The 13,918-nt window shown below is 39.1% G+C and carries 14 protein-coding genes and 2 tRNA genes; 6 read left to right on the top strand and 10 right to left on the bottom strand.

Going from position 1 to position 13,918, the window contains the following annotated elements; all coding sequences use genetic code 11:
* Positions 1-26 precede the first annotated feature (26 nt).
* The 5 genes from greA to DC083_RS02955 all read right to left on the bottom strand — a co-directional run bounded on the left by greA (position 27) and on the right by DC083_RS02955 (position 3,218).
* Positions 27-503, bottom strand: a complete 477-nt coding sequence (greA, locus tag DC083_RS02975; protein ID WP_109188791.1) for a transcription elongation factor GreA — start codon at positions 501-503, stop codon at positions 27-29.
* 93 nt (positions 504-596) lie between these two features.
* A complete protein-coding gene (locus DC083_RS02970) occupies positions 597-1,016 on the bottom strand; it encodes a VOC family protein (protein WP_109188790.1) in 420 nt (139 codons plus the stop codon).
* Positions 1,017-1,163: 147 nt separating this feature from the next.
* Positions 1,164-1,997, bottom strand: a complete 834-nt coding sequence (locus DC083_RS02965; RefSeq protein ID WP_157954880.1) for a c-type cytochrome — start codon at positions 1,995-1,997, stop codon at positions 1,164-1,166.
* Between the two features lie 114 nt (positions 1,998-2,111).
* The gene (gene grpE, locus DC083_RS02960; protein WP_109188788.1) at positions 2,112-2,660 is read right to left on the bottom strand and encodes a nucleotide exchange factor GrpE; all 549 of its coding nucleotides are present in this window, start codon (positions 2,658-2,660) and stop codon (positions 2,112-2,114) included.
* A gap of 339 nt (positions 2,661-2,999) precedes the next feature.
* Positions 3,000-3,218: a PA3496 family putative envelope integrity protein gene (locus tag DC083_RS02955; protein WP_109188787.1), complete on the bottom strand. Its 219-nt coding sequence runs from the start codon at positions 3,216-3,218 to the stop codon at positions 3,000-3,002.
* 296 nt (positions 3,219-3,514) lie between these two features.
* Here DC083_RS02955 and corA point away from each other — a divergent pair, with 296 nt between their 5' ends.
* Positions 3,515-4,549, top strand: a complete 1,035-nt coding sequence (gene corA / locus DC083_RS02950) for a magnesium/cobalt transporter CorA (RefSeq protein WP_109188786.1) — start codon at positions 3,515-3,517, stop codon at positions 4,547-4,549.
* A 120-nt stretch (positions 4,550-4,669) separates the two neighbouring features.
* Here corA and DC083_RS02945 read toward each other — a convergent pair whose 3' ends face one another.
* Positions 4,670-5,365 carry a DUF4377 domain-containing protein gene (locus DC083_RS02945; RefSeq protein WP_109188785.1) on the bottom strand — a complete coding sequence of 232 codons (696 nt, stop codon included), beginning with the start codon at positions 5,363-5,365 and terminating at the stop codon, positions 4,670-4,672.
* Between the two features lie 225 nt (positions 5,366-5,590).
* Here DC083_RS02945 and DC083_RS02940 point away from each other — a divergent pair.
* The 4 genes from DC083_RS02940 to DC083_RS02925 all read left to right on the top strand — a co-directional run bounded on the left by DC083_RS02940 (position 5,591) and on the right by DC083_RS02925 (position 7,574).
* Positions 5,591-5,667, top strand: a tRNA-Asp gene (locus DC083_RS02940).
* 79 nt (positions 5,668-5,746) lie between these two features.
* Positions 5,747-5,823, top strand: a tRNA-Asp gene (locus DC083_RS02935).
* A 293-nt stretch (positions 5,824-6,116) separates the two neighbouring features.
* Complete coding sequence (mepA, locus tag DC083_RS02930) at positions 6,117-6,956, top strand: penicillin-insensitive murein endopeptidase (RefSeq protein ID WP_109188784.1); 840 nt, start codon at positions 6,117-6,119, stop codon at positions 6,954-6,956.
* A gap of 114 nt (positions 6,957-7,070) precedes the next feature.
* Positions 7,071-7,574, top strand: coding sequence for a hypothetical protein (locus DC083_RS02925; protein ID WP_109188783.1), 504 nt, complete (start codon positions 7,071-7,073; stop codon positions 7,572-7,574).
* A gap of 160 nt (positions 7,575-7,734) precedes the next feature.
* Here DC083_RS02925 and DC083_RS02920 read toward each other — a convergent pair whose 3' ends face one another.
* On the bottom strand, positions 7,735-8,157 hold the full coding sequence (locus DC083_RS02920; RefSeq protein ID WP_229822667.1) for a hypothetical protein: 423 nt from the start codon (positions 8,155-8,157) through the stop codon (positions 7,735-7,737).
* A 522-nt stretch (positions 8,158-8,679) separates the two neighbouring features.
* Here DC083_RS02920 and DC083_RS02915 point away from each other — a divergent pair.
* Complete coding sequence (locus DC083_RS02915; protein ID WP_229822658.1) at positions 8,680-9,999, top strand: MFS transporter; 1,320 nt, start codon at positions 8,680-8,682, stop codon at positions 9,997-9,999.
* Between the two features lie 190 nt (positions 10,000-10,189).
* Here the strand turns inward: DC083_RS02915 and DC083_RS02910 are convergent, their stop codons facing one another.
* The 3 genes from DC083_RS02910 to DC083_RS02900 form a co-directional block, all read right to left on the bottom strand.
* Positions 10,190-11,557, bottom strand: coding sequence for an L-serine ammonia-lyase (locus tag DC083_RS02910; protein WP_109188957.1), 1,368 nt, complete (start codon positions 11,555-11,557; stop codon positions 10,190-10,192).
* A 336-nt stretch (positions 11,558-11,893) separates the two neighbouring features.
* Positions 11,894-13,258, bottom strand: coding sequence for an HAAAP family serine/threonine permease (locus DC083_RS02905; protein WP_109188782.1), 1,365 nt, complete (start codon positions 13,256-13,258; stop codon positions 11,894-11,896).
* A gap of 345 nt (positions 13,259-13,603) precedes the next feature.
* Positions 13,604-13,804 (bottom strand): hypothetical protein, encoded by a 201-nt coding sequence (locus tag DC083_RS02900; RefSeq protein ID WP_109188781.1) that lies wholly within the window; start codon positions 13,802-13,804, stop codon positions 13,604-13,606.
* Positions 13,805-13,918: the final 114 nt, after the last annotated feature.

Raw genomic sequence — 13,918 nt, 5'->3', positions numbered from 1 at the left:
TCAACCTTTATTAAAAATCGGATAGATTAGATGTGCTCCACACTAATGATCTCATATAGACGATTGCCACCCGGTGTTTGAATAGTGACTTCATCATCAACAGATTTACCAATAAGCGCACGAGCAATCGGGGAAACTACTGATAACTTATTCTGTTTCACATCCGCTTCATGCTCACCGACGATCTGATAGGTAACTTCTTTATCTTCATTTACATCAAAAAGTGTCACCGTTACACCAAAAATAACCTTCCCCGTATTCGGGATTTCAGTAATATCAATCACCTGAGCATTGGCTAAACGCGCTTCATAGTCGGCAATACGACCTTCAATAAAGCTCTGTTCTTCTCTAGCTGCATGATATTCGGCATTTTCTTTCAAGTCACCATGTTCACGAGCTGTTGCAATTGACTCAATCACACGTGGTCTTTGTACTTGTTTCAAATCGTCTAATTCACGACGTAGTGCTTCTGCACCCACTTTAGTCATGGGAAATTTCTTCATCTAATTTATCCTTTACTTATTATTCTTATTACAGTTCATAGCCCACCATAGTTCACAGTTGCAACGTGAACTATGAACTATATTAGGATTACATTACCACCAACCGACATTCTCCATGTCTTTCCAAGGTGCTTGAGGCGCTTTAGGCTCCCCTTTTTGTAACAACTCAATGGAAATATCATCAGGCGATCTAAAGAAAGCCATCCAGCCATCTCTTGGCGGTACATTAATCTCAATACCTGCATCCATTGCCCGTTGGCATACTTCGTAGATATCATCTACTTCAAAAGCTAAATGCCCAAATGCTCGGCCAATGCCATATTTTTCATCAGAGTTCCAGTTGTAAGTTAACTCTACTTCAACATCTTGTCCTTCAGCGGCTAAATAGACTAAAGTGCATTCCCACTTTTCATATTCCTTACGGCGAGTCTCTTTTAATCCTAGAATCTCTGTGAAAAACTTCAATGATTTTTCTAAATCCGTTACACGAACCATTGTATGTAAAAAACGCATCTTTTCTCTCCTCTGTAAGACTACAACAAAAAATAATAACGGGTATGTGATCTACTGTCTCATACCCGTTTTCTCTTATACGCTTAAATTCTGATAAGTGCATTATGGGGATGAGTGTAACTCCCACATCATACTACTTATAGAAGTTTACTCTGTTGTTTCAGCAGCATTATGTTCTACTACTGGTTTTGTGACCTTTTCAATCACTGGTTTTGCTTCTTCAGAAACTTTCTCTACAGCTGATTGCACACTATTTGTAGCATCTTTAACTGTTTCTACTGCATCATCTGCGACTTTAACTGCTTCAGCTTTGATAGCATCTTCTGTTGTTTCAGCTTTAGGTGTTTCGGCAACTGCTTCTTCTACTGCTGCCTCAATCGCTTCTTGTTTTACCGCAGCTTGTTCTACAATCGCAGCATCTACTTTCTCTGCAGTTGCCGCTTCTGTTTCACCCATTTCGGCTGTTGCTGGTGCTTCTTCCGCAACGATATCTTCTGCAGGATCACTTGCCGCCACTTCGATACCGCTATTAGCAAGAATAAAGTCAACCGTATGAATCACCTCATCATCTGATAGACGTGGATCGCCACCTTTAGCTGGCATTAGGTTACGTCCATGAAGCGCACTATTATGCAAACCATCTAGACCACGCTCTTGAAAACGAGCAGACCATGCTGCATTATCGCCCATATGGGGCGCATCATTTAACCCGGTGTCATGACAGCTTGCACAAAGTGAGACGTAGATCTCTTGAGGTGCTTTTACTTTAGGGCCGGCAGCCACTAAATTACCTGTATTCACACGACCATAAGGGGTTAATCTTTCAGCCACTAGATCTTTATTCTCATATGGTGTTCCACCAATACTTCGATCGATCAATTTGACAAATGAGGTCACTAGTACAACTAAAATTACTAGTAAAGCAAGTGCTGCTAAAATGGTTAGCAACGAAAATGAGAATTTATCTGACTGTTTTTGCACGATCTGCTCCTAGAAAATACAAGTCAATTTTATTGTTTAATATGATCTAATACCCGACAATGATAAATCAACTTGTTATCTTTTGCTAGTGTACCGAATCAAAGAAACTGTTTTTTATTTTGCGACAATAACTTGTGCTGGTCTAATGAGACGATCATTTAATAAATAACCGTGTTGTGCAACCGTAATAATTTGATTGGTCTCAAACCCCTCATGAGGAATGATCGAGATTGCTTGATGCAATTCTGGATTTAACTTCTCCCCTTCAGGATTGAGCTGTTTAACACCATATTTCTCACAGGCGCCAAGTAGCATCTTATACATCAATTGAGAACCTTCTCTAAAGCGTTTTAGTTCTTCAGATGAGTTTTCATCGACAGCTTTCATCTCAAGTTCCATCGCATCAATGATGGGTAAAAGATCTTTTACAAACTTATCAAGCGCATACTTATGTGCATTTGCAACATCAATCTCTGCACGACGAGCAACATTTTGAGATTCAGCAACAGCTCTTACATATTGATCATAAAGTTTCTCCTTTTCAGCTTTTAAAGCTTCAAGTTCAGAAACAGTCTCTTCAATCGCTTCTTCTGCGAGTTCAACTTCTGCTTCAAGCATTTCCTCTGTGGCATTTTGTGTTTCTGTCATCTGTTCTTTACTCATCTTTTTCCCCTCTTTATTGAATAATTTGTCAGCATTATACAATGAAATTGTCATTCTAGCCGGTTTAAATCAGAATCGCCCCAATGTTAGAAGATCATTTTCGATTAATACAATCCATGCTAATCACTAAATAATATCGAGCTTATCTCTACATCTATTGCGGAATGTCACTATAACTTTTAACAAGCCGATTCTCATTAACCTTTATCGTTATAGAATCAAATCCTTTTTGCAAATATCAAGCATCTATTATTGGTTATAAATTGGTTATAACAATTGGTTATAAAATTAACTGTTATTAAACAACCAAACCATCAAAAAATGACTAAACGCTAGCTATTATAAATCTTTATCAATCTCATCATCGAGAATCAAATCATCAAAGCTATCAAGATCAAATTCTTTCGCTAGTTTCTTTTGAAGTGCTCGTTCTTCTCTAATGGCCTCAATGCTTCTCCATGCTTGGGATTTACTGCCCTTCACATCAGTCACATCGGGGACATCTTCTTCCATGATATCTTCATCATCTAATAAATCATCATCATAATCATTTGACATATGATTCTTCTCCTTACTGTAAGTGCAAATAATTAAAATCTTTGCATGCCTTATATAATATTTTCAAAAAAATGCAAGCATAAAATTCTAATTGGCAAAGTATTACTGCTGTATAATCTGCCTGATATATGGTGTTCGTATTAATTGAATACAAGTTAATGCTTAAAAAATAAGCATAGAGCACAGCATAAATCTATAATTAAAATGGGATAAATTAGGATTTTTGACTACAATAGCTTATCTTTAAGCCATACATTTTATTCATTTCAATTTCAACCGATGAGGAACTTTTTAAAATGATTTCAGGATTTACACTCAAAGATAATCGTCTCAAACAGATTTCTGTTCAGCATGCAGAAGACTTTACAGATGAAATGATCTGGATTGATCTTGTAGATCCCACAGAAGATGAACGACTTTTAGTGGAAAACCATTTCAAATTAGATCTTCCTGAAAAAGCTGAAATCAATGACTTAGAAGCCTCTGCTCGTTTTTATGAAGATGAAGATGGTTTGCATATTCATAGTTTCTTTCTCAATGACTTTGACTCAAGCGCGAAAAATATCACCGTCGCTTTCTCTATTTACAACAACCGCCTTTTCACCATTCATGATGAAGATCTCTCAGCATTTCGTCTCTATCGACTGCGTGCACGCCAAGTACAATTAGAACTGACAGATGGCAAAGTGGATGTGATGAATATTCTCATAGGCTTACATGAAACAGCGATTGAACACGTTGCCGATGTATTAGAGCGAATTTACGCCGAATTAGAAAATACTAGCCCCTATGTTCTAGCGATGGAAGAAGAAGCTGAAGAAGCACAGACTAAAAAAGGCAAAAAGCGTAAACGCCTTGAATCTCAAGATGAGGATTCTGACAAGAAACCGACAATGGAAGAAGTATTACAAAATATTGCAATGCAAGAAGATATGAATGGTAAGGCTCGATTATCCCTAATGGATACGCGCCGATCATTCTCATTTTTGATGCGAACACAAGTCTTATCGGAAGAGCAAAAAAATGATGTCCGCGAAATTTTGCAAGATTTAGAATCACTCACAGGACATACTACGTTCCTCTTCGATAAGGTCAACTTCTTACTTGATGCGGCGACCGGTAAAATCTCTCTCGAACAAAGCCGAATTATTAAAATATTCTCTATTGCTTCTGTGGTCTTCTTACCGCCGACATTAATTGCAAGTATCTATGGGATGAACTTCCCAATGCCGGAACTTAATTATACAATTAGCTACCCTATCTCTATCGCAGCAATGATTCTCTCGGGAATTGCGCCCTATCTACTCTTCAAGCGTAAGGGTTGGCTCTAGTACGCACATCAAACAGAATCAAATAGACAGCATCAAAAAAGCAGTTCAATTGAACTGCTTTTCTATTTTCGTGTTACCTAGTTATACATGATAAGTGATCATCCGATACAAGCGTATTGATTACGCTCCAACTTTCTCTTGCTCAACAACCATATCTAATTGATGTTTTACGGAACCATCTTCATTCTTGTACTCTTTTAAACGAAGACGATATTCATAACCGTCAATTGGCGTAAACCCTTCAATTTTCCCCTCATAAGGTTGCCACTCAGAAATTTTATCTTGACGAATTTGTAAACACTTCTCTTTACTATCCGCTTCACAAGGAACCTGTTCGCTTGATACATAATAGAAAACTTGCTCATAAGGCTTAGCAACGACATCTTGATAAGCGCCTTTATCTAACTCAATCGGAAGATAGGCTGAAGCCTTTTCACCATCAATAGTCCCTACAAGGTAAAGATCATCCCCACTACGCACGACTTTAGGATTATTCACGATAAATTTAGAGATACGATCATCTAATTTTTGTAAATCTGCTGGGCAAGCCATCATCGTTGAAGCAAGACCGGCGCCATTATGCCCCTGCTTCACAAGGAAAGTACCGTGATCCGTGACATAAACTTGCCCAACCATCGTGTTGCAACCACCCGTTACTGAGAAACGGTTATCCTCTAAATCTAATACCACTTGCACGGATTGCGATTCTGATAACGGCGCAATCTCTAAGCTAGGAATCGTGGTAGAAGGGGCAGCCAATGCAACTGTGGTTGAGAATAAGCCGATGCCTGCCAAAATAATTCTGTGTAAATTCATAAATTGCCTCTTAAATGTAAATTCATGACTGACATTCAGTGTAGCATGTTTTACAATTACTGATTGATGAAATAGTTCCTATAAATCAATAGCTACTGAAAATGACATTTCGAGCGCAAATTATATTTTGATTGTTTATTACACAAATTGAAAAATAAAGATGACAAGCTCGAATTTTTTCGTATAATAGCATTCCTTAGTTGGCAACAACGAAAAAGAAATCTCGGAGTGGTAGTTCAGCTGGTTAGAATACCTGCCTGTCACGCAGGGGGTCGCGGGTTCGAATCCCGTCCATTCCGCCATTTTTTATCAGTTATCTGATAGATGAAATTAAATTTGATTTTATCAGGTAAAGCTATTTAGAGTAGCAATTCTAATCTCGGAGTGGTAGTTCAGCTGGTTAGAATACCTGCCTGTCACGCAGGGGGTCGCGGGTTCGAATCCCGTCCATTCCGCCATTAATAAGATAGCCTAGATCAATTATCTAGGCTTTTTTATTGCCTATCATTTAAAGGCAATCATCTAAAACATAACACTTAACGCATCCTCTTATTTCCTCATTAAGCATAAATAGATACAATAAAGCTATTGAATCAATAAAATACAACTCAATAGAATTCTACTCTTCCGATATTCTTACTCTCTCGATATTCTATTTCTGTATTTATCCTCTTTTGATCAATTCTACAATTCTATTTTATTGTGTCTAACTCTAACGATTGAATGCCTTACGATTTAATGAGAACTATCTATGAAACGATTCTTTGCAACCTCCCTTTTGACACTTTTAACACTATCCATCTCACCGCTCATATTAGCGGCAGATTGGCATACTGTAAAACGTCCAACAACCGGCCCTAGTGAAATTTATGGTAGCTATGCCAATGGCTGTTTTTCTGGCGGCATTGATATTCCCACTAAAAGCGTCGGCTATGAGCAAGTCCGCCCCAGTCGCAATCGCCATTATGGAATGCCGGCAATTGCCACCTTCATTAATTATCTTGATCTTTGGGCAAATCAGCGTGGAAAGATTCTCATCTTTGGAGATATCTCACAGCCTCGTGGCGGCCCGGCGAATTTTGGTCATGCAAGCCATCAAACGGGGCTTGATATGGATATTTGGTTTGAGGAACGCACAGATCATCTACCTAAAAAGCTCCAAGAATCCTTACAAACACCATCTGTCGTTAATCCGGCAACGGGGAAAATCAATCAACATTGGCGACCTTTTTACAGGGAGCTCCTATTTACCGCAAGTCAATATCCTGAAACCGAGCGTATCTTTGTCAATCCGGTCATTAAAGCCCATCTATGTGCTACAGAAAAGGATCAACGCTGGCTCGGCAAACTTCGCCCTTGGTATGGCCATGATTCCCATTTTCATATTCGTTTAAAATGCCCTAAAGATTCTACGGGATGTATTGCTCAAGCACCGATCCCGCGAGGTTCTGGCTGTGATAGCTCTCTTGCCAATTGGGTCAATGATCAGATAAAGTGGACAACCGCACCACCAAAGCCTAAAGCCCCGGCGAGCCCTAAAGCACCTAAAGTGTTACCAATCGAATGCCAAGCGATACTACAACAACCTTAAATAGATTCTATTTCTTCCATCATCTATTACCCAAATAATAGTGTTACAATCGCCATTTATAATCTACGATGATTCATTATTTATAACAGATACCATAAAGAGAGTGTTCAAACTGTGAGTAATAAGAAAGCCTCCCTAATCGCTATTATCGCTGTAATCGTCATATTCTTAATATATGATCGTTTTAAACCATTATCTGAAGAAGAGGTCATCTCTAAACAAGGACTCGTGACACTCAATCTTGATAATAGCTATAAAAATATCGACTCAACACTCGCCCCCGAGGGTACGCTTCTAGCGCAATATTCGCAAAGACATGGGATTACAGCGATGGTAACCGGCGGTCATCTCACTGAAGCCGAACAAACTCTTTCACTCGAAGCGTATGCAGAACAACTGTTATCGCAAACGCCAGATACAGTTAAGATGGAAATTATGACCATTAATCCGGATAAGAATGAAATATTTTATCGCTTAAATAATGCAGAGCTTCACACTTGGCAACGTCTAAAACGATATCCTGATGGTAAAGTCGTCATTGTCGCCATCACTTCTGAAAATGAAAGTCCTTCGCTTGATCCGCTTTTACTACTTCAAAGCGCCCAATTTTCGCAATAAAATATTGGTGTACAATTTCTAGTAAAAGCTCGCACATTACAAGTGGCGAAGACAAAAATGAAAAAGCGCAAGCTCTAATAAACTTGCGCTTCTTTTTGATCCTTATATTACTCTGCGTATTACCCTATTTTCATATAGATAAAATTCATCTATAAATGAATTAATAGTACCAACCAAATGGACCATTAAAGAAGAATCCATTATCCCACGCGGCATTATCTGCCTCTTCCCAAGCAGCCATCTGTTCAGCTTGCATTGCATTCTCTTCTCGATAATCTTCCCACGCCATCTTATAACAAGCTTGGAATACAGGATTGTTCACCACACTGAGATATTTCGCTTCAAAAACTTTCTTCTCTGCTGGAGATAAACTATTCGCCTGAGGCATCTCTTGCATTAGGCTTGCAGCTTGCGGACTACATTGCGAAGCAAGGCTTACTTGCGTTTGAAGCATCTGCTCAGCTCGTGCTTTTGCTTCAGCTGATTTCTCTGCTGGCGTTACCGCACAAGCAGCCACAACACTCACAGCTAATAGTAATACCGCTGCTTTTAAACCTGTTTTCTTCAATGGAGATTTCATCATATTACCCTCTCTATATTGCAATATTTCATTCATTAAAATAGTTGAACTTACAATTTAATTTATAACTTTATTTGTAACTTTATTTGCAATGGAATTCGCAGATATTTTCATTAATTTCTAACTTAATCCCACTTAATCTTAATGTTGCAATATTGATTTCAATATTTACACCATTCATTTACATATACTCATCACAAATCCATCATATACTAATATTTACATACTTTACTACAATATACAGAAGCTCTCTACTTAGAAACTATTTTAACGCTTCACTCGTAGCTATCGACATCTACTCAAACTGCATTTTCCTTTTAAATTCGCCCTTATGAACAAATGTCATAAATTTTGTGAATCGTTAGTGCTTTTTTTATAAAAAGAGATGTGATATACCTAATACACTATTGGTTTATAACCCACAAGGTTGAAATGTCTAAAGCACCATCCTGCCTTTAAACACCAATAGGTCATTGAATCAATTAATAATTATAATACTAATGACTTACACAAAAGGTGTTTCCCATGTCATCACAAATGCAAACAAAGTCTGCGGATGCATCATCTGCACCTGCTCAAAATTCCTATACTCGTGTCGCTTTTGCGAGCTTTATTGGCACCGCTGTTGAGTTCTATGACTTCTATATTTTTGGTTTAGCCACTGCGCTCTTTATCGGGCCACTATTCTTCCCTTCTTCTAGTCCCGAAGCGCAATCGCTCCTTGCATTCCTCACCTTCGGCGTTGCCTTTGTTGCACGCCCTGTTGGCTCTGCACTTTTTGGTCACTTTGGCGATAGAATTGGACGTAAAGCGACACTCGTCTCTTCACTACTCATTATGGGGATTAGTACAACCTTAATCGGCTTTTTACCAACCTACCATTCTATCGGTTTTATAGCACCCATTTTGCTCTGCCTCTTACGTTTTGGTCAAGGCTTAGGGCTTGGTGGGGAATGGGGAGGTGCTGCACTGTTAGCAACCGAGAATGCACCGAAAGGTAAACGCGCACTCTTTGGTATGTTCCCACAATTAGGCCCCCCAATCGGCTTTATCGCTTCTTGTGCAATCTTCATTGTTATTGAACAGACTTTAAGCCCTGATAGCGTGAATGCTTGGGGTTGGCGTATACCGTTTATTTTAAGTTCAGTACTTGTCATTATCGGTTTATATGTGCGTATTAGCATTATCGAAAGCCCAGCTTTCCAAAAAGTTGAAAAACAACAAAATACTGTGCGCGTTCCATTCGTTGAGATGTGTACTAAACATCTTAAAATGTTAGCACTTGGCTCTATCAGTATGGTTGCGTGTTATACACTTTTCTTCATGATTACCGTCTTCTCGCTGCAATACGCAACGACTCACGGGCTCTACTCAAGAACCGAGTATCTGTTAATGCTTTCTGTGGCCATTCTCTTTATGGCACTAGCCTCACCGATTTCGGCAATGTTATCGGATAAATATGGCCGTAAACCAATTCTATTAATTAGCTATTTAATTATTATCGTTGCCGGAACACTCTTTGGAAGCGCAATTTTAAGTGATCATACAGGCTTAACCTTGCTCTATCTCTCTTTTGGTCTTTTTGCAATGGGTCTAAATTTTGCACCTATGGGCGCTTTTTTACCTGAAATTTTCCCAACCAATATCCGTTATACCGGTGCTTCAATGACCTATAACTTAGGTGGTATCTTAGGTGGATCATTGCCCCCGTTCATCATTACCTATCTGATGGGGTTTGATCGTGGAATCTACTATGTGGGTTACTATGTTGCCGTTGTTGCAGTTATCAGTTTCTTAGCGGTCTACTTTGTCAAAGAAACTAAAAATATCAGTATGATGGATTAATCACTAATCTGGTTACTCTGCATAACAGCTGAACGATCAAACCACTGAATGATCAAATCAATAAAAAGCCCATTCTCAGACTTTCAGAGGTCTTAGAATGGGCTTCTTTCATTTTATAATATCTCTAACTATTAACTGCTAGTCTCGATTCGATACTACCCTTGAAGCTTTTCCAATATTGATAATTTTATTAATCACAAGGTGCGAGTTTAATCGCTAAGCCACCTTGTGAAGTTTCCCGATATTTGGCATTAATATCTTTTCCGGTTTCAAACATCGTCTCGATCACTTTATCTAAACAGACACGAGGATCACTCGAACGGCGCATAGACATTCGTGAAGCATTGATCGCTTTTACTGCCGCAATTGCGTTACGCTCGATACAAGGCACTTGTACTTGTCCTGCAACAGGATCACAAGTCAGCCCTAAATTATGCTCCATCGCTATCTCAGCGGCATTACAGACCTGTTTTGGTGTGCCCCCGAGCAATTCGGTTAAAGCACCAGCCGCCATCGAACAAGCCACACCGACTTCCCCTTGGCAACCTACTTCAGCCCCTGAAATTGAAGCATTCATCTTATAGAGTGTTCCAATCACGCCGGCCACTAAGAAGAAACGGCTATAAGCATTCTCATCCACAGGATGAATAAATCGATCATAATAAGAGAGAACTGCTGGAATAATACCGCAAGCCCCATTCGTCGGTGCTGTGACCACTCGTCCGCCAGCAGCATTCTCTTCATTCACGGCTAAAGCAAACATATTGACCCAATCCACAACCGCCATCGGATCAGTACTATGTTTTCCTTCCGCAAGCAACATATTTCGAAGTGCTGGCGCTCTGCGAGGTACTCGAAGTGGCCCTGGTAATAGCCCCTCTGTCGTTGTACCTCGCTCAATCCCATCTTTCATCACCTGCCAAACATCAGCAAAGTGAGCTAAAATCTCTTCACGACTACGAAGCGCCAGCTCATTTTTCATCACAAGCGATGAGAGTGATAATCCTGTTTCATCACAATAACGACAGAGATCTGCGGCATATTGATAAGGATAAGGCACTTGAATAGTCGATGTCTCCTCTTCGCCAAAGTGCTCTTCATCCACAATAAAACCACCACCAACAGAGTAATACGTCTTTTTCAAAAGTATCTGTTCACCATTCAAAGCGGTGATAGTCATACCGTTTTCATGCAGTGGTAAATTATGCCGATGAAAATTCATGCTACTCTCGATGGGGAAATCCACCTCTTTAATGCCATTGGCAATCATTAAATGACCGGTCTGCGTCACTTTCTCTACAAAAGGGGCGATATTATCGATATCGACAGTATCCGGGAGATTACCGGCTAGTCCCATAATAATGGCACTATCGGTCGCATGACCCTTTCCGGTTAAAGAGAGTGAACCATATACATCCACCACAATACGGGAAACCGAATCAATCAATCCCTCTGATTGTAATTGATCCACAAAAGATTTACCGGCTTTCATCGGGCCGACAGTATGAGAACTTGAGGGGCCAATGCCAATTTTGAAAATTTCAAATACGCTAATCATCATTCACTTTCCTAATTTAAAAGTGCAACAAGCTAATCATTGGAATTTATTACCCACGTTCAATCACTCATCTATTCAGTTAGAGGTTGATTATCTTGTTGATTATTTAAGGGATATTATTTATTACTAGATTTTAGTGGCTAAAATACGCATTATTCGCTAGCTTTGGTAATTGCCAATAGGTATTTCTACGAATTAAGGGAAGGATTATAAGCTAGTGTTGTACTAGATTATAGATTAATCTTTTACCTTTAGAGTATGACTACCCTACGTTTGCAAAGTAGCCATCTCTCTTGTCCATATTCTAATATCAGCAAAACCTATTTCTCTGAAGAACTAACTAATAAATGAGCTAATAAGACCGTAAAATACCGCTGAGATGGCAATTAAACCCATGATAACTACGAAGATATTACTCACAGCACCTTGATATTTCTTCATTGCGGGGACTTTGCGAATCGCATACATCGGCATTAAGAAGAGAAGCATTGCAATAACAGGTCCACCTAATGTCTCAATCATCCCTAAAATACTAGGATTTAATGTGGCGACGATCCAAGTGGTAATCAACATAAAAGCAGCTGTAATTTTATTCAAACGGTTTTTATCAATCGTTTTACCTTTATCACGTAAGCTCTTCACAACAAGCCCATTAAAACCTTCTCTTGCACCTAAATAATGTCCAAGGAATGATTTAGTAATGGCAACAAAGGCGATAAAGGGGGCGATATACGCAATGACGGGTGCTTCAAAGTGGTTTGCTAAGTAAGATAAGATACTAATATTTTGCGCTTTTGCTTCTGCTAAATTTTCAGGAGAAAGGCTAAATACACAGCTAAAAACGAAGAACATCACTGTAATTACCATCATAATGTGCGCAAAAGCCAAAATTTGTGAACATTTTTTCTCAGCGTTATCTCCATACTCTTCTCTCTTCGCCACAGCAAAAGCTGAAATAATCGGTGAATGATTGAAAGAGAAGACCATCACAGGAATGGCAAGCCAAAGCGTTACAAACAATCCTTGTCCTAAGTTTGCACTACTTGCCGCATTTGCTTGACTAAAAGAGAGGGTATCTAAGATCGCACCATTCCATTGAGGAATTAGATAGATCGCTAAAATCATCAATACAGCAACAAATGGAAAGACAAGTACACTCATCGCTTTTACAATTGCTTGTTCACCCAGGCGGACAATCCCCATAATACCGACGATTAGCACGAGTGACAGAATAATACGCGGTGGCGCCGACATATGCAGCTGATTGACAATAAAGCTCTCCACAGTATTCGTAATCGCAACACTATATACAAGCAGAATGGGATAGATCGCGAAGAAATAGAGAAGCGTTATCAACTTACCCGCTCGCTTACCGAAATGTTCTTCTACCACTTCTGTAATATCTTCACCGGGATTTTTGCCCGATAAGACAAAGCGACATAGCCCTCTATGAGCATAGAAAGTCATAGGAAATGCTAAAACTAGCATAATTAAGAGTGGAATCAGACCACTAATACCGGCATTGATCGGTAAGAATAGAACTCCGGCACCAATAGCAGTACCATATAGGCCGAGCATCCAAACAGTATCTGAACGGCGCCAAGCCAATTTTGACTTCGCTTTCGTTATCTGTTTCGTTCGAGTTTCAATTGAGGTATCAGTGGGGCTTATAGCAATAGAGCTAACTTGATTGGCACACATAATGGTATCTCCAAAAATTAATGCGGTAAAAATAAGATTTAAAGTCCCTACTAACCGAGCATTTAAAGGCTCTACACTGAAATAATGGCAACAAAAATCCTATTCAAGCTATCTGTATCAAAAATAGTTGAATTTAAAAATTTTGAATTAGAAATGATCAAGAACGGAATAAGTCGTTGTTGTCGTTATCAGCGTGAACTTGCTGCTTTAATAATGTGATCGTGACATTTTGCAAATGCGAATAAGCATACTGACTACCTAATACAATCTGTACAATCCATCTGAGTGACAAGTTTTAGTAGATTACTTGGGGTCCATAGAATGTGAGAATGGACTTCACTTATCTCATACACGCATAGAGGGCGGATGAATTCCTTCTAACTTATAGGCTTCATTAAAAGCGACCAAATGTTGCTTACTATTACAATAGCGGTTTTGACTATCTAAAAATTGTAAATAGCCTTGAGAAACATTGTTAAAGCGAATTTCTGAACCATAAGCGGTACCATCAAATTCACAAGAATGGATACGTCCGAGTACTGACATAAGGATCTCTCCAAAGTTATCTTAGGGGTAGAGACTTCTAACAACAAAGTCTCTATCCTAAGGTTTTAAACTACTCTCTATCGTATAATTCAATAGAAAGATTTGTATGTAATA

This window comes from Ignatzschineria ureiclastica, assembly GCF_003121845.1.
Classification (GTDB): Bacteria; Pseudomonadota; Gammaproteobacteria; order Cardiobacteriales; family Wohlfahrtiimonadaceae; genus Ignatzschineria; species Ignatzschineria ureiclastica.
The sequence above is the reverse complement of the archived record's forward strand: the minus strand, read 5'-3'. Positions and strand labels throughout refer to the sequence as shown.